This is a genomic window from Anaerosalibacter sp. Marseille-P3206 (genome assembly GCF_900155565.1).
GTDB lineage: Bacteria > Bacillota > Clostridia > Tissierellales > Sporanaerobacteraceae > FUHM01.
On record NZ_FUHM01000002.1, the window covers coordinates 354,134 to 371,084 of the forward strand.

The following is a 16,951-nucleotide window of genomic DNA, read 5'->3' on the forward strand; positions in this document are numbered from 1 at the left end:
ACTTCCCCCTTAACATTTTGTATTTTAAAAAATTATACCCATAGTTTTAAAAATAACTGATAAATAAAAGCTCCTATAACTCCACCTACTATTGGTCCAAATACTGGTATTGGTGCATAAGACCAATCTGAATCCCTCTTTTTTGGTATTGGCAATATTGCATGAGCTATTCTTGGTCCTAAATCCCTAGCAGGGTTAATAGCATATCCTGTAGGTCCACCTAAACTCATACCTATTACCCAAACTAAGAAACCTGCTAATAATGCACTCAATGGTCCTACACCATTGTTTGCATGGTTGATTCCTAATATACCACCAACTAGCATAGCTGTTCCTATAACCTCAGTAATAAAATTTCTTGCATAATTCTTGATTGCTGGTGCTGTACAAAATACTCCTAGTTTTACATTTCCATCTTCTGTTGCTGCAAAATGATCTTTAAATGCTGCATAACAAAGCATTGCTCCAACTATAGCACCTAGCAACTGAGCGATTATATATCCTGGAACTAGTGCCCAATCTAAAGAGCCTATTGCTGCAAATCCAATAGTTACTGCTGGATTTAAATGTGCTCCACTTACCCAGCCTGTTGTATATGCTGCTATTGCAACAGCAAGACCCCAAGCTGCTGTAACAACTATCCATCCACCACCCTCAGCCTTTGATTTCTTTAGACTTACATTAGCAACTACACCATTACCTAGTAATATTAATATTAGTGTACCTAAAAATTCCGCAGAATACAAAGCAATATTTGACATTACCCTTCCCCCTTTTAATATTTTAATAATATATTTAACATTATTATCAGATATTTTTCCTTAGTTTACTTTTATCACCCCCTGTTATACTCTATGATGTAATAAGAAAATTTATTATTTATTTCTAACTTTTATAAAAAAAACATCAGTAAAATCTATTAATAGATTTTACTGATGTTTTCCATAAATCATCTTACATAATACTTTTTTAATATCTAAATATGAAATATTATCAGGAAGTCTTTCTTTAATTGGTTTTAAATATCTAGAACCAACCTCATCAACTACAGATAAAACTTGCTTTTCTATTTCTTTATCTACTATATTGGACCAATCAACGTCCTTTCCTTCTTTAGAACATATAGCTAAATGATTTATAACTGTATCTAAAGTCAACTGCCTATCCTCTGCTATTTGTATTGGAGATTTTCCCACGCTATATAGATTATAAGTAATTTCATGACTTTTTACCATATTTGAATTATCTTCTATACTTTTGTAATTCTTCTTTGGAGCAATACTGCCTGTTCTCTCTTTGTATTTTTGTATAGCATCAATAAACACTTCACCATAACTTTCGTATTTTTTATTACCCACACCTTTTATCATGAGCATTTCTTCTCTAGTCTCTGGAAGATACATACACATTTCCTTTAAAGTATAATCTGCAAAGATTATATAAGGAGGAACCATTTTCCTCATTGCTATTTCCATTCGAATGCCTTTTAATTCTCTAAACAATTCTTCATGTACAAGTAAATCTCTTCTAAATTGTTTGTCTTCAACTTCAACTCTTTTAAAAACCTTTTTCTTTCCCCTTAAAACTTCTACAGAATTTGCCGTCAACTGAACCACAGGATATTTCCCTTCTGTCAATTGTAAATACCCATCTGCTATAAGAAGTAGAATTGTTTCTTTTATGTCTTTTTCAGTATATTCTTTCATAATCCCATAAGTTGATAATTTGTCTAGTTTAAATTCTAAAATTCGCTTATCCATTGAGCCTCTTAAAACCTTAGCTACCATAGTAATTCCAAATCTCTGTTCCATTCTATATACACATGATATTATCTTTTGTGCTTCTATACTAATGTCCTCCAAATCTCTTTCATCCAAACAATTACTACAATAATTACATTTTTCATTGATTGGCACTTCTCCAAAATAATTTAAAATCCTTAACCTTAAGCAATCTCTAGTGTGACAATAGTCTACCATATATTGAAGATTGCTATAAGCTATTTCTTTTCTTTTAGGACTTGAAATACTCTGTTCTATTAAATATTTTTGTTTTATTACATCTTGAGGTGAAAAAAGTAAAATACATTCACTTTTCTCACCATCTCTTCCAGCACGTCCAGCTTCTTGATAATATGCTTCTATATTTTTAGGCATATTATGATGGATAACAAATCGAACATTAGATTTATCAATACCCATTCCAAAAGCATTGGTTGCAACCATTATTAATATTTTATCATATAAAAATTCATCTTGAGTTCTTTTTCTTTCTTCATTTGTCATTCCAGCATGATATATTCCTACCTTAAACCCACTATCATTTAGTAAATTTCCTATGCTTTCCACTTCTTTTCTTGTAGCACAATATATAATTCCAGAATCATCTGGATTTTTCTTTAAATAATTAAGTATAAAGGATTTCTTGTCTACAGACTTTTCCACTTGTAAATATAAATTAGCTCGATCAAATCCTGTTATTAGTTTTAATGGATTATCAAGCTTAAGTATATTAGAAATATCGTCTATTATTTCATCTGTAGCTGTTGCTGTAAATGCTCCTATTATTGGCCTATAGTTTAAGTTAGCAATAAAATTCGGAATTTCTCTATAACTAGGTCGAAAATCATGCCCCCATTGGCTAATACAATGAGCCTCATCTACTGCCACGAGTGATATTTTTACTTTTTTTGTGAAATTTAAAAACAATAAAGAATTTAGTCTTTCTGGAGCAATATATAAAAGCTTGTACATTCCTTGTACAGCTTCGTATATTCTCTTTTCTTGTTCTACAATAGACAATGTACTGTTTATAAAAGTAGCTGGTATGCCCAATTCATTTAGTCCATCTACCTGATCCTTCATCAAAGAAATCAGCGGAGAAATAACCAATGTTATTCCCTCTAACAATAATGCAGGAATCTGATAGCATATTGATTTCCCACCACTAGTAGGCATTATACCCAATACATCCCTTTTATTTAAAATTGATTCAATTAGTTCAGCTTGTCCTTTTCTGAAATTTTCAAATCCATAATACTTGTGGAGCACTTCCCACTGATTCATTCATATCCCTACCTTTGTTTTTTTATATGTATCAGTTGGTTATATAACTATCTATATATTATATTTGTTAAAAACATAAGTGTCAAAAAAACATCAACTCTTTGAGCTGATGTTTTATTCTCATGGGCAACTAGGTCTATAAGCCGAGTTCTGTCTCAAACAGTCATCTATCTATGACCTATTGTTGCCAATAGGTTCTTGCGACCTACCTACGGGACGACAACGGGCAGCTATCTTTTTATGTCCCTACTTGGTCTTGCTCCAGATGGGGTTTACAGAGCCAACTAGTCACCTAGTTGCTGGTGAGCTCTTACCTCGCCTTTCCACCCTTACCTAATATATTAGGCGGTATATTTCTGTTGCACTATCCTTAGGGTCGCCCCCACTGGGTGTTACCCAGCATCCTGCCCTACGGAGCTCGGACTTTCCTCATGCTAATAGCACGCGACCATTCGACCTAGTTACTCTATTCATTTTTTTAGCATTACTACTATAACATATATTACTCCTTATTGCAAATGCAATTTTTGTAATAAAGTATTCTTCCACAATTCTCACATTGAAATATTTCTTGTTCTTTTTTAACTTTGTTAATAAGAGAAGTAGATATAATCATATGGCAACCACTACATTCATCATCAAGAACTTCAGCTACTGCATAGCCTTTGTTTTTTTTAGCTATATTATACTTTTCCAATGCACTTTTTTCTAATTTTGATTTTATTTCACTTATAATTTCAATTTCACTATTAACTTCTTTTTTTAATTCTTCTTTTTTCGTTTTTTGTTTTACTCTAAATACCTCAAAATCCTTTTTTAGTTTTATATGTTCACATTCTACTTCATTTATCAATTCTTTTAAATCCTCAATTTCTTCCATCAGTGATAATATTTCTAATTCCATTTCATTTATTTCTTTCCTTAAACTTTTACTTTCCTTATCCATATAATCTAATTGTTTTAAATCAGTAATAGTTCCACTATATAAACTTTTTTCAACTTCTTTTAATTGATAATCAAACTGTTTTAGCTTTAAATTGTTTTCTCTTATTCTCTCATCATTCTTTTTTAAAGAATTCTTTTTCTTTATTATATCTCGTTCAAGTCTTTTTATTCTTAAGTTAAGATTGTCAACCATTATACCCTTTTCTAATTCATCTAAATTTTCCATAATACTACTTAATCTTTGTTCGTGAATCTGTAATTTCCATAACAATTCTAACTGATTCATCTAATCCCTCCATTGCTAATATATTGTAAATGGAGCCGCACTACTAATATTTATAATGATCTCTATCTCATCATTAGTTGATTTTTTAAGTTTTTCTTTGATTTTAGGTAATATTACTTTTTCTGTATCAAAGTGGTTTGCATCTACTAAAATTAGCCCTAGTTCATTGGCAAGTTGTGCTTCATGATATTTAATATCTCCAGTAATGTATATCTCTGCATTACTATCGAAAGCATCTTGAATAAAATCACCACCACTACCACCACAAAGAGCTACTCTATGCACTTTTCTATCTAAACTACCATATATCCTTAAATAATCAACTTCTAATTTTTCCTTTACAGTATCCAAAAATAAAGACACGTTCATTTCTTCAATATTTCCAATACGACCATGTCCATAAGAAACTTGTGAACAAACATCGTGATTAACTAATGGACTCAATATCTCCACATCTTTTAATCCCAATAGCTTAGCTAAAACATCATTGACTCCTCCCCTTGCCACATCCAAATTGGTATGAGCATTATATACCACTATATCTTCTTTTATTATATTATATATAAGCCTACCTTTGTAAGTTTCAGTAGTAATTTTATTTAAAGGATTAAATAAAATTGGATGGTGAGTAATAATCATATCTGCCTCTGCTTCTTTAGCCTTTTGAAAACTATATTCATCTAAATCTAGAGACACTAAAACTTTTTTTACGCTTTTTTCTGGATCTCCTATTTGAAAACCTGTATTGTCCCAGCTATCTATTAAGTAGGGTGGGGCCCAGTTATTCATAATATTTATTATATCAATAGCTTTCATATAAGCTTAAAACCTCCTTATATTTAGTTTTTTTAGCTAATAACTCATCTATTCTCATTTGAGCTTTTTCAGATGTTTCAAGGTTTATTGTATTTATTATCTCATCTATTTGTAAAACTTTATTTTCTATAAAATCTTTTAGTAGTAAGTCTCTTCTTTCTAAGAGGATTTTGCTTATTTCATAATATATCTCATCTTCTATAAATTCTTTACCCCATTTTGCATAAATTATCTCATAGTATTTATCTTCTTCTAATATTATCTTTTCATCCACGATAGTAAAATTGTGTTCATATAGATACTTTCTCAACTCCTTAGAAGCCACCATTGGTTGTAATATGAAGTTGTTAATAGTCTCTGCCTTTTTAAAGTTATTTTCTAATATATCAATAATCAAATGCCCACCCATACCTGCAATAATTACCGTATCTACTTCATATGGTCTTATAACATCTAAGCCATTTCCTGATCTAGTCTCTACATCATTTTTTAATCCTTTTAATCCTACATAATCTTCGGCTTTTTTAAGAGAACTACTACTTATATCAGAAGCTATAGCTTTTTTGCTTATATTATTTTCTAATAAGTAAACTGGTATGTAACCATGATCAGTTCCTATATCTGCTACAATTGATTTTTCCTTAACAAAACTTATAATTGCTAAAAGTCTTTCTGACAAATTCATTTCCTACTCACCTTCTATAAAAAATTTAAAATTAAAGATTCGCTAATAGCGAACCTTTAATTATTCTAAGAAATCTTTAAGTTTTTTACTTCTACTAGGATGCCTTAATTTCCTTAAAGCTTTTGCCTCAATTTGCCTAATTCTCTCCCTTGTAACATCAAATTCTTTTCCTACCTCTTCAAGGGTTCTTGCTCTTCCATCATCAAGTCCAAATCTTAGCCTTAATACTTTTTGTTCTCTAGGTGTTAAAGTATCTAATACTTCTAGAAGTTGCTCTTTCAAAAGAGTAAAAGTAGCAGCTTCTGCTGGAGCTTGAGCTTCATCATCTGGTATAAAATCTCCTAAATGACTATCCTCTTCCTCTCCAATAGGTGTTTCCAAAGAAACTGGCTCTTGTGCAATTTTCATTATTTCTCTAACTTTTTCTACTTCCATATTCATTTCCTTGCCGATTTCTTCTGGAGTCGGATCTCTACCTAATTCTTGGACTAATTGCCTTGATACCCTCATAAGTTTATTTATAGTTTCAACCATATGAACAGGAATTCTTATGGTTCTAGCTTGATCGGCGATAGCTCTTGTAATTGCTTGGCGTATCCACCAAGTTGCATAGGTACTAAATTTATATCCTTTTCTATAATCAAATTTTTCTACAGCCTTCATCAGACCTAGATTACCTTCTTGTATTAAATCTAGAAACAACATTCCTCTACCTACATATCTTTTTGCAATACTAACAACCAACCTTAAATTAGCTTCTGCAAGCCTTTTTTTAGCTATTTCATCTCCAGCTTCCATTCTCTTAGCTAATTCTACTTCTTCTTCAGCTGTAAGGAGAGGTATCTTCCCTATTTCCTTTAAATACATTCTAACTGGGTCATCAACACTTATTCCCTTAGGTGGTGTTAAATCTTCATTCTTTGCATCAGGTTCTTCATCATCAGTATCTAAAAGAATATCATCTTCCTTATCTCCTACTATATCAATCCCCATATCTTCTAAACTTTGATATATTTCATCAATTTGTTCTGTATCTAAATCTATTTCTTCTAGACTATCCATTATTTCCTTGTATGTTAGCAACCCATTCTTTTTTCCTTTACTGATTAGCGCTTTTACTGCTTCCATTTTTTCTTTTTTACTCTTTTCGTTTCCCATATGGTTCACTAGCCCTCCCTCCTTTCAGTGAAACTGTTGGCTTCAATTCATTTTCCTGTCTATTTCTAAAAGCTCTATACATAACTGTTTGAATCTTTCAACATCCCTTTCATTTTTATCTTTTTTTGACTCAAATATACTTATTTCACTTGTAATTTCATTTCTTCTGTGTTTTAACTTAGAATATATTATAGTTTCTATTAAATCTTCTATTAAACTATCAATATCCTCTTCAGAAATATTTATATTCTGGTTTAAAATTTCCATCATTTTATTGTCATCTATATCTTCTATCTCATGAAAATGTGTATACAGTTCCTTTAAATTGATTATTTGATTTTCTTCATAGGATGAAAAAATAAACTCTGCTAACTCCCTACATTCATAATTCAAAAAATCTTCTGGACTTAACTTATCTTTTATTTTCTTAAATATTTTTTCATTCTTTGCTATAAGATAAATAATGCATTTTTCTGCTTTTAAATGTGCAGGTTCTAGAACATTTTTTACAGGTATTATTTTATCTTTATTATTTCTATATTTATTTTTAATATACTTGTCCTCAGTATAAGTCATTCTATTGAACTTACTTGAAAACTCTTTTAAAATAGCTTCTTTTGAAATACCTGTTTCCAGTACGATTTTATCAAGAAATACATCTCTTTCTATGGGGCTATCAATTTCTTTTAAAAACTTCCCCATTTCTTTGGCAAATTGTATCTTACCTTCCACCTCATTAAAATTGTATTTAGTCTTAATATATCTAATTTTAAAATCTATATAATTTAAACTGTCTTTCAATAATTCCTCAAAGCCTTTTTTTCCTCTTTCACTTACAAAATCATCAGGATCTTTTCCTGATGGCAGTAAAATAACTTTTGCATTTATACCTTCTTCTTTTAGAATATCCATTGCTCTGTCTGTAGCTTTAAAACCTGCTAAATCAGAATCATAACAAATATAAATCTCATCATTGAATTTTTTTAAAATCTTTGCTTGATTTAGTGTAAAAGCTGTGCCTAAACTAGCTACACAATAATTAATACCATTATTATATAATGAAATTACATCCATATACCCTTCAACTAAGACAATCTTACTTCTATCTGTTTCCTGATTAACTATATTAAGACCAAATAAATTGTTACCTTTTAAAAAAACTGATGTTTCAGGAGAATTTAAATACTTGGGCATGGATGAATCTATTATTCTTCCTCCAAATGCTAATACTTTTCTATTGGTATCTATTATGGGAAAAATAATTCTATTTCTAAATCTATCATAAAATCCACTACTGTCTTTTCTTTTGATTATTAAACCAGCACTTTCTAAATCTTTTTCTGCATATCCTTTATTAATCAAATGTCTATATAAACTATCCCATGAACTATCAGCAAACCCTATACCAAACTTATTCATTGTTTTCTTATCAATAGAACGCTTTTTTAAATATGCTAATCCCATCTCATTATTATACAAACTCTGATAAAAAAACCTAGCAGCATCTTTATTTATTTTATAAATTAATTCTTTTTTCTTTTTCAATTCCCTGCTTTTTGGATCATCTTTTTCTTCTATTATTATGCCTAATCTATCAGCTAGCAATTTTACAGCTTCCGGAAAAGATAAATTTTCCTCTTTCATTATGAAAGAAATTACATCGCCTCCTTCACCACAACCAAAACAATGATAAAATTGCTTTGCAGGTGAGACAGTAAAAGAAGGAGTCTTTTCACTATGGAAAGGACATAATCCAGTATAGTTTGAACCAGTTTTTTTTAATGTAATATATTGAGATATGATTTCTACAATATCACTACTAGATCGCACCCTTTCAATTATTTCATCATCAATTAAATAATTCATAATCAATCACCATCAAAATTCTAAATAAATAAATAAGGAACACTTAAGTTTTATTCGACAAAACTTTTCGATTTCCTTCTTTTTTATTAATATTTTTCCCAAGGTTTTGGTATGAAAATATTGTAAAAAAGATTAATTGCGTATCTATCTGTCATTCCAGCAATATAATCACATACCATATCCTCTTTTAAAAAACCTCTTTCCTCGTAAAACATTCTATGCTCTAACGGGAGATTCTCTGGTTTCTTATAATAATATTTATATAATTCCAAAATAATATACTCTGCTTTTTCTTCCTCTTTTTTGGCTTTTCTATTTAAATAAACTTTTTCAAACATGAAATCTCTAAGCTTCATTGTATAATATTCAATTTCTTCACTCATATATATACTATTTTTACCCATAGAGTTATTTATAATATCCAATATCATAGTATTGATCCTCTCACCATGGGTTTCACCTAATACTTTTACACAATCTACTGGTATTTCGTCAGGAGATATAATATTAGCTCTAATAGAGTCATCTATATCATGGTTAATATAAGCTATTCTATCCGCTTTTCTAACAATTAAACCCTCCAATGTATTGGGTTTATTATTACCAGAATGATTGAGTATACCATCCCTTACCTCATGTGTCAAATTAAGACCTATTCTTTTAGCATTGTGTTCTAAAAAATCTACAATTCTTAAACTTTGCTCATTATGCCTAAAACCATTTGGGTGAACACTGTTTAATACATTTTCCCCTGTATGTCCAAAAGGTGTATGACCTAAATCATGTCCTAAAGCAATAGCTTCAGTTAAGTCTTCATTTAATCTTAATGCCCTTGCTAAGGTTCTAGAAATCTGCGATACTTCCAAGGTATGAGTAAGTCTTGTTCTATAATGATCTCCTCCGGGCGAAATAAAAACTTGAGTCTTATGCTTCAATCTTCTAAATGCTTTAGAATGAATAATCCTATCTCGATCCCGCTGGAAAACAGTTCTAATATTACAGTTAGGTTCTTCTATTAGCCTACCTTTTGAATTTTGGCTAAGGGTGGCAAATTCCGATAATATAAGATTTTCAACTTCTTCAGTTTTTAAACGTATGTTCATATATAATATACCCCTTTTTGTTGCATATATAATACCACTTGTTATATATATACAACAAATCTATCGATAATCCTTCATTTTTATAGTATTTTTTAATAAAATTCATTTAAAAAAGAAGTGCTGTATTTACAACACTTCTAGTTTTCTTTATCTTCTCCAAAATCCTGTTTTATCATATCAAGTATAATACCTGCAGTTTCTTCAACAGCTTTATTAGAAACATCTATTACCCTACAATTAAGCTTCTCCATTAATTGCTTAGAATATACAAGTTCTTCCTCTATTCTTGAAATACTTGCGTAGTTTGCGTTATTACTTAAGCCTAAAGATTTTAGTCGTTCTTGTCTAATTTCATTTAATTTTTCAGGATTTGCAACAAGTCCAAATACCCTCTTTGGATCTTTTTCAAATAGTTCAGCTGGTGCTGGTACTTCTGGTACTAAGGGTACATTGGCAACTTTATAGTTCTTGTGTGCTAAATACATACTTAAAGGTGTCTTAGACGTTCTAGATACTCCTACTAAAACTATATCAGATTTTTTTATCCCTCTTGTATCCTTGCCATCATCATATTTGACAGCAAATTCTACTGCCTCTACCTTTTTAAAATACTGTTCGTCTAATCTTCTAATAATTCCAGATTCCCTCTTTGGTTGAAATCCTACAACACTTTCTATTGCATTTAAAACTGGACTCATTAAATCTACAGCAGGTATGTTGAATTCTACAGATTTTTCCAAAACAAATTGTCTAAGCTTTTCTATTACTATAGTAAATACAATAACACTTTTTTCTTCCTTTGCCTCTTCAAATATTTCAGTTATTTGTTCCTCTTCTGTAATATAAGGAAATCTTCTAATTTCATATTTACCAGAATTAAACTGACTTGCTGCAGCTTTAGCTACTTGTTCACCAGTTTCACCAATAGAGTCAGATAATATATATACTACTACATTTGGTTCCATATATTATAACCCCCTCAATCATTTTTCCCTAATTCTACAAATAAACGGGTAATTGTAGTTTTTGAAACTTTTCCAATAATCTTATACTCTTCTTTGCCATCTTCCATCTTCAATTCTTCAACCACAGGAAGACTATCCACTTCATGCTCTATTAGTTTTATAGCAGCATCTAATGCAGTTTCATCAGCTGTTGTTATTACTATATTGGGCATTCTTGTCATTATAATCCCTACAGGTATCTTGGTTAAATCAATTCCACCCATTGCATTCTTTAAAAAATCTTTTCTCGAAACTACACCTGTTAAAAACCCATTTGAAGTAACAAATATTGAGCTTACATCTTCTAAAAATAGTGTCACCAAGGCATCATAAGTACTCACTTCTTCATCAACTGCTATTGGCACTGACTTAATATCTGATACCTTTATGGTCTTTATCTTTTCTGATACAAAACTGAGAGAGGTCTTGCCTGTATAAAAATATCCAACTTTTGGTCTAGCATCTAATATACCAGACATAGTAAGAATGGCTAAATCCGGTCGCAAAGTTCCCCTTGTCAATTTAAGTCTTTTAGCTATAGCTTCAGCAGTAATTGGCTGATTTTCCTTTACAATATCCAATATCTTTTCTTGTCTTTCACTTAATTGAATGTGAATCACCACCTCTCCCATGATGGTCTATTCTAACACAGTTCACAAAATGTGAACTGTATTATTTATAAACAATTTTTGATAAATCACAAATCAAAAGCATAGTATCTGATATTCTCTTTAAAAGCCCTAGTCTATTGTTTTTAATGTTTTCATCATCAACCATTACCATGACATGATCAAAAAAGTTGTCAATAGGTTCACTAAGAGATATCATCTGATCTAATGCTTTGTCATATTCTTTCCTATCTAAAGATGATAACACCTTTTCTTCTACAACATGGAATGTTTCAAATAGTTCAATTTCTTCTTGTTCTACTAGTAAATCTCTCTTTGAATCATCATTACTAGCTTTGTCCGCTAGTGTCTTAACCCTGTTAAATGCAGTAAGTATATCATTTAGGCCTTCCTTATCAAGCCAAGTATTCAACTTATCAGCTCTTAATTTAAGATCAAAAATATCATCTATTCCTGTTCCAAGTACTGCATCTACAATATCATATCTTATACCCATATCGATAAACATATTTTTTATTCTTCCATTAAAGAAATCTATTATTTCACCTTTAACCTTATTATAATCAAAAGCTAATCCATTTTCATCTACATAAATATATAATGCAAAGTCAATTAATTCTTCCATAGAGAGATTTAACTTTTTGTCTAATATTATATTGATTATACCTAGTGCTTGCCTTCTTAAACCATAAGGATCCTGAGAACTAGTTGGTTGTATTCCTATTGCAAAACAACCTGCTATTGTATCTAGCTTACTAGCAATGCTTAAAATAGCACCTGCAGTAGTAGTTGGGAGTTCATCCCCAGAAAATCTAGGTAGATATTGTTCATATATAGCTAAACTAGTTATTTCATTTTCACCTGATATCTTTGCATACTCTCTACCCATAACTCCTTGCAATTCAGTAAATTCATCTACCATATTGGTTACTAGATCTGCCTTTGAAAGATATCCTGCTCTTTCTATGTTTTTCTCTGTTTCTTCACCTACTTCAAGATAGTTACCTATCTTAACAGCTAATTTTTGAACTCTAATAGTCTTTTCATAAAGAGTACCTAATTTTTCTTGGAAAATGATGTATTTTAAATCTTCTACATAATCTTCTAAAGGTATTTTTATATCTTCATTGTAGAAAAACTTAGCATCCTCAAGTCTTGCACCTATTACCTTTTCATTACCCTTTATAACAGTATCTAGATACTCATCATTTCCATTTCTAACAGTTATAAAATATGGCAATAGTCTTTTCTTATCATCTACTACTGGAAAATATCTTTGATGTTCCTTCATAGGAGTAGTCACTACTTCTTTTGGCAATTTTAAATATTCTTCGTCAATCCTTCCTATCATAGGTGTAGGATATTCAACAATATTGGTTATTTCATCTAATAATGCTTCATCTGGCAGTAGTGTTCCACCTTTTTCTCTCGCTAATTTTTCACAACCATATTTTATCTTTTCTTTTCTCTTATTTCCATCGACTATTACATAATTATCTTTAAGTTTTTCAAAATACTCATCAACATGATTAATTTCTATATGATTACTTCCTAAAAATCTATGTCCTCTAGTTATATTTGAAGCAACTATACCTTCTAGAGAAAATTCCGCTACTCTATCATTTAGTATAGATAAAAGCCATCTTATAGGACGAGCAAAACGTAAGTTTTTTCCTCCCCATCTCATTGATTTAGGAAAAGATATACTTCTTATCATATTGCCCATATTTTCTTTCAATATATCTTCTACAGCTTTACCTTCTTTTACTTTATTTATATATACATATTCTTCTCCATTGTACTCTTTAATGATGACTTCCTCAATTGTTGCACCTTGACCTCTTAAAAATCCCTGCAATGCCTTTGTAGGATTGTCTTCATTGTCAAATGCTATTTTTTTAGAAGGGCCTTTTACTAATCCCTCTAAATTCTCCTGTCTTTCAGGCAAACCCTCTATAATGAGTACTAATCTTCTTGGAGTTGAATATAGTTTCATATCTTCAAAAGAGATTCTTTCCTCTTTAAATAATTTTTCTGTGTAGTTTTTTATTTGAGTTAATGTGCTATTTACAAATCTAGCAGGTAACTCTTCTACCCCAATTTCTAATAAATATTTATTATTCATTAGATACACCTCCCTTGTTTAAAAGGGGATATCCCAGTTTTTCTCTTTGTTCTAAATGCTTTTGTGCTACTAGTTTGGCTAAATTTCTAACTCTACTTATATAGTGTGTTCTTTCTGTAACACTTATAGCACCTCTAGCATCTAATACATTAAAAGCATGAGAACATTTCAAAACATAATCATAACTAGGAAGAACTAAGCCTTCTTCTATTATTGCTTTTGCTTCTTCCTCATACATATTAAATAGTGTAGAAAGTCTTTCAGTATTTGCCTTTTCAAAACTGTAAACTGAATGTTCATATTCAGCTTGTTTAAATATATCACCATACTTTATACCTTCACACCATTCAATGTCAAAGATATTGTCTACATCTTGAATATACATAGCTATTCTTTCTAATCCATAGGTAAGTTCTGCAGATTCTAAATCGCAATTTACACTACCTACTTGTTGGAAGTATGTAAATTGAGTGATTTCCATTCCATCTAGCCACACTTCCCATCCTAAACCCCAGGCTCCTAAGGTAGGTGCTTCCCAATTGTCTTCTACAAATCTTATATCATGTTTTAATGGGTCTATACCTATAGCCTTTAAGCTTTCTAAATAAAGATCCTGCACTTCAGCTGGTGAAGGTTTTAGTATTACTTGAAGCTGATGATGTTGATATACCCTATTAGGGTTCTCACCATATCTTGCATCTGCTGGTCTTCTAGATGGTTCTACATAAACCACCTTCCATGGTTCTGGCCCTAAAGATCTTAAAAAAGTATGAGGATTCATTGTTCCTGCACCTTTTTCAACATCATAAGGTTCTAATATAGTACAGCCTTTACTTCCCCAGTATTCAAGTAATTTCAGCATTAAATCCTGAAAATACATCTTTTACCCTCCTTAATTTTACATTTTCTATAATTGGCATAAAAAAACCTTTACATCCCTATAGGGACGAAAGGTTACTTCCGCGGTTCCACCCTACTTAATACCTATAAAGGTATCCTCTCATAAATATATGCTCAGAAGCGCCTTTCATCAATATAATATACTAGGCTTCCACCACCCCTAGCTCGCTATAATAATATAAATTGAATCTTCTCTTCTTCACAGCATACACTATTTATCTATAACTAATAATCTAGCAAAAAAAATACATATTGTCAATAGTAGGCTTAAACTACACTATCTATAGTTTAATTTCCTCTGAACTTTTGTTCAACAGTTTCATTTATATTAACAATTTCTCCGTCTTCTTTTACAATTTCAAAACTGCATTTTGAAAGTAATGCTGCACTAGCTCCTAAAAGAGCTATTTCAGGGGATAATATAGTTCCAATGGCACCAGCGGTAATAGGAATATTCATGATTATTTCTCCATCTTTTTTAATAATTATTTTAGTTACATTACCTTTTTTGATAGACTCCCTAATTTTATCAAGAATTTCTTCTCCTTTATTTCCTATATTCTCTGAAAAAGATTTATTACTAGATTCAATAAATATTATAGCTTCTACTACATCTCCATCAGATTTTTCTAAAGCTTCCTTTGCTTTGCTATAACTTACACCTGTTCTAGCAACTACCATGTCAACTTTTTCTATGGATACATCCATATTATATCCCTCCATTATTTTGTATAGATTTAATGAATTCTAATGTACAAAATTTATTTTTTTCTAAACAAGTTAGTATATATTTTACCATTAAATCTTGTAATTTAAACATGATATCCTTAGGTATTTTTAGGTTTTCTAAATCATCTAGAGATGTAAATAGTAATAACTCTAAATATTTTAACATAGCAAAATCCATTGGTTCGTTGAAATTCTCAATACTAAAACAATTTTTACATACTACTCCACCATGCCTTTTGCTAAATCTCATAGGTTCATTTATCTCATTTCCACATAATACACATTTGTCTAAACATGGTCTATAACCTATAAAGGAAATATATTTTATTTCAAAACTAATTATAAATTTTAAAAAACCAGTATTCATCTGAGACAATACACTTAATGCTTTTATTAATAATTTAAAAAGTTTTTCATTTGGTTCTTCTTCTACAATAGAAGACTCTACAAGCTCAAGTACATAAGAAGAATAGAGTAATCTATTCATATTTTTTCTAATATCATAAAAAGAATCAATAATATCTCCTTGATTTATATGATAAAAACTTTTTCCCTTAAAAAAAGTATAATCACTATAGGCAAAGACCTGACTACTAGCCAAGAGAGGACTGCGAGGTCTTAAAACTCCCCTTGAAATAGCATTGACTTTACCATATTTTCTAGAAAAAATAGTGAGAATTTTGTTTGTATCCTCAAATTTTACCTCTCTTAACACAATTCCTTCCGATTTAACAAGCATTTAGCCACTCCTAATTATTCATATCCAAAATACTTAATCTTATTTGCTTTATCTCTCCAATTTTTCTCTACCTTTACCCATAATTGAAGATTGACTTGACTACCTAAAAGCCTTTCTATATCCATTCTTGCACTTTTACCTATGCCCTTTAACTTTCTACCATTTTTGCCTATTATTATGCCTTTATGGGATTCTCTTTCACAATATATAGTTGCATGAACATCTATCAAATCTCTATCATCTCTTATATTCATCATATCAATTGCAACAAATATTCCATGAGGAACTTCTTCTTCTAAATAATTAAGAGTTTTTTCTCTTATGATTTCAGAGATAATAAATCTTTCCGGTCTATCTGTAATCATATCCTCTGGAAAATATTGTGGTCCCTCAGGTAATAAGTTTTTAATTACTTCAACATATTCTTTAACATTAGTACCATTTAATGCTGATACAGGTATAATCTCTTCAAATATATTCAATTTTTGATACATAAGGATTAACTCAGCAATTTCATCCATAGACAATTTGTCTATTTTATTTATTAGAAGTATTTTTGTTGTATTGATCCCTTTTAACTGAGATATTATAAATTCATCTAATTGACCAATTGTTTTACTATTGTCAACCATGAAAGTAACTACATCCACTTCTCTTAAAGTATTTTTTGATACATTCATCATGTATTCTCCAAGTCTATTCTTTGGTTTGTGAATACCAGGTGTATCTAAAAATACTATTTGATGGTCACTTTCAGTATATACACATTGTATTTTATTTCTTGTAGTCTGAGGTTTATCAGATATAATTGATACTTTTTCTCCTATTATATTGTTTAAAAGCGTTGATTTACCAACATTTGCTCTACCTACTATTGTAACAAATCCTGATTTATACATAG

Annotated in this window: 15 protein-coding genes, 1 other RNA gene and 1 other annotated feature; all 16 genes read right to left on the minus strand. The window is 30.4% G+C overall.

The window, feature by feature from the left end:
- Nucleotides 1-32 precede the first annotated feature (32 nt).
- The 16 genes from BQ9840_RS03030 to era all read right to left on the minus strand — a co-directional run bounded on the left by BQ9840_RS03030 (nt 33) and on the right by era (nt 16,949).
- The gene (locus BQ9840_RS03030) at nt 33-761 is read right to left on the minus strand and encodes an MIP/aquaporin family protein (protein ID WP_077367923.1); all 729 of its coding nucleotides are present in this window, start codon (nt 759-761) and stop codon (nt 33-35) included.
- A gap of 168 nt (nt 762-929) precedes the next feature.
- Nucleotides 930-3,065 carry a DNA helicase RecQ gene (gene recQ, locus BQ9840_RS03035; RefSeq protein WP_077367925.1) on the minus strand — a complete coding sequence of 712 codons (2,136 nt, stop codon included), beginning with the start codon at nt 3,063-3,065 and terminating at the stop codon, nt 930-932.
- A 123-nt stretch (nt 3,066-3,188) separates the two neighbouring features.
- An RNA gene (gene rnpB / locus BQ9840_RS03040) (RNase P RNA component class A) lies at nt 3,189-3,529 on the minus strand.
- 38 nt (nt 3,530-3,567) lie between these two features.
- Complete coding sequence (locus tag BQ9840_RS03045; protein WP_077367927.1) at nt 3,568-4,296, minus strand: zinc ribbon domain-containing protein; 729 nt, start codon at nt 4,294-4,296, stop codon at nt 3,568-3,570.
- 15 nt (nt 4,297-4,311) lie between these two features.
- Nucleotides 4,312-5,112, minus strand: a complete 801-nt coding sequence (locus BQ9840_RS03050; RefSeq protein WP_077367929.1) for a Nif3-like dinuclear metal center hexameric protein — start codon at nt 5,110-5,112, stop codon at nt 4,312-4,314.
- Complete coding sequence (locus BQ9840_RS03055; protein ID WP_077367931.1) at nt 5,099-5,797, minus strand: tRNA (adenine(22)-N(1))-methyltransferase; 699 nt, start codon at nt 5,795-5,797, stop codon at nt 5,099-5,101. Before BQ9840_RS03055 ends, BQ9840_RS03050 begins: the two co-directional genes overlap by 14 nt.
- Before the next feature lie 60 nt (nt 5,798-5,857).
- Complete coding sequence (gene rpoD / locus BQ9840_RS03060; protein WP_077370084.1) at nt 5,858-6,955, minus strand: RNA polymerase sigma factor RpoD; 1,098 nt, start codon at nt 6,953-6,955, stop codon at nt 5,858-5,860.
- A 42-nt stretch (nt 6,956-6,997) separates the two neighbouring features.
- Entirely contained in the window at nt 6,998-8,821 is a 1,824-nt protein-coding gene (gene dnaG / locus BQ9840_RS03065; protein ID WP_077367933.1) for a DNA primase, read from the minus strand.
- A gap of 86 nt (nt 8,822-8,907) precedes the next feature.
- The gene (locus tag BQ9840_RS03070) at nt 8,908-9,924 is read right to left on the minus strand and encodes a deoxyguanosinetriphosphate triphosphohydrolase (protein ID WP_077367935.1); all 1,017 of its coding nucleotides are present in this window, start codon (nt 9,922-9,924) and stop codon (nt 8,908-8,910) included.
- A gap of 137 nt (nt 9,925-10,061) precedes the next feature.
- Nucleotides 10,062-10,889, minus strand: coding sequence for a pyruvate, water dikinase regulatory protein (locus BQ9840_RS03075; protein WP_077367937.1), 828 nt, complete (start codon nt 10,887-10,889; stop codon nt 10,062-10,064).
- Between the two features lie 14 nt (nt 10,890-10,903).
- Entirely contained in the window at nt 10,904-11,551 is a 648-nt protein-coding gene (locus BQ9840_RS03080; protein ID WP_369800162.1) for a helix-turn-helix transcriptional regulator, read from the minus strand.
- 49 nt (nt 11,552-11,600) lie between these two features.
- Nucleotides 11,601-13,682 (minus strand): glycine--tRNA ligase subunit beta, encoded by a 2,082-nt coding sequence (gene glyS / locus BQ9840_RS03085; protein WP_077367941.1) that lies wholly within the window; start codon nt 13,680-13,682, stop codon nt 11,601-11,603.
- A complete protein-coding gene (gene glyQ, locus BQ9840_RS03090; RefSeq protein ID WP_077367943.1) occupies nt 13,675-14,562 on the minus strand; it encodes a glycine--tRNA ligase subunit alpha in 888 nt (295 codons plus the stop codon). The genes glyS and glyQ overlap by 8 nt, the downstream gene beginning before the upstream one ends.
- 59 nt (nt 14,563-14,621) lie before the next feature.
- Nucleotides 14,622-14,794, minus strand: a binding site (T-box leader).
- 76 nt (nt 14,795-14,870) lie between these two features.
- On the minus strand, nt 14,871-15,290 hold the full coding sequence (locus tag BQ9840_RS03095) for a DUF4342 domain-containing protein (protein WP_077367945.1): 420 nt from the start codon (nt 15,288-15,290) through the stop codon (nt 14,871-14,873).
- A 1-nt stretch (nt 15,291) separates the two neighbouring features.
- Nucleotides 15,292-16,050: a DNA repair protein RecO gene (gene recO / locus BQ9840_RS03100; RefSeq protein ID WP_077367947.1), complete on the minus strand. Its 759-nt coding sequence runs from the start codon at nt 16,048-16,050 to the stop codon at nt 15,292-15,294.
- 14 nt (nt 16,051-16,064) lie between these two features.
- On the minus strand, nt 16,065-16,949 hold the full coding sequence (gene era / locus BQ9840_RS03105; RefSeq protein WP_077367949.1) for a GTPase Era: 885 nt from the start codon (nt 16,947-16,949) through the stop codon (nt 16,065-16,067).
- Nucleotides 16,950-16,951: the final 2 nt, after the last annotated feature.

Coding starts and splice junctions, on each gene's coding strand:
- BQ9840_RS03045 (WP_077367927.1), bottom strand. CDS start 4,296: ATGAATCAGTTAGAATTGTTATGGAAATTACAGATTCACGAACAAAGA.
- BQ9840_RS03030 (WP_077367923.1), bottom strand. CDS start 761: ATGTCAAATATTGCTTTGTATTCTGCGGAATTTTTAGGTACACTAATA.
- BQ9840_RS03095 (WP_077367945.1), bottom strand. CDS start 15,290: ATGGATGTATCCATAGAAAAAGTTGACATGGTAGTTGCTAGAACAGGT.
- rpoD (WP_077370084.1), bottom strand. CDS start 6,955: ATGGGAAACGAAAAGAGTAAAAAAGAAAAAATGGAAGCAGTAAAAGCG.
- recO (WP_077367947.1), bottom strand. CDS start 16,050: ATGCTTGTTAAATCGGAAGGAATTGTGTTAAGAGAGGTAAAATTTGAG.
- BQ9840_RS03050 (WP_077367929.1), bottom strand. CDS start 5,112: ATGAAAGCTATTGATATAATAAATATTATGAATAACTGGGCCCCACCC.
- BQ9840_RS03070 (WP_077367935.1), bottom strand. CDS start 9,924: ATGAACATACGTTTAAAAACTGAAGAAGTTGAAAATCTTATATTATCG.
- glyS (WP_077367941.1), bottom strand. CDS start 13,682: ATGAATAATAAATATTTATTAGAAATTGGGGTAGAAGAGTTACCTGCT.
- recQ (WP_077367925.1), bottom strand. CDS start 3,065: ATGAATCAGTGGGAAGTGCTCCACAAGTATTATGGATTTGAAAATTTC.
- dnaG (WP_077367933.1), bottom strand. CDS start 8,821: ATGAATTATTTAATTGATGATGAAATAATTGAAAGGGTGCGATCTAGT.
- glyQ (WP_077367943.1), bottom strand. CDS start 14,562: ATGTATTTTCAGGATTTAATGCTGAAATTACTTGAATACTGGGGAAGT.
- BQ9840_RS03075 (WP_077367937.1), bottom strand. CDS start 10,889: ATGGAACCAAATGTAGTAGTATATATATTATCTGACTCTATTGGTGAA.
- era (WP_077367949.1), bottom strand. CDS start 16,949: ATGTATAAATCAGGATTTGTTACAATAGTAGGTAGAGCAAATGTTGGT.
- BQ9840_RS03055 (WP_077367931.1), bottom strand. CDS start 5,797: ATGAATTTGTCAGAAAGACTTTTAGCAATTATAAGTTTTGTTAAGGAA.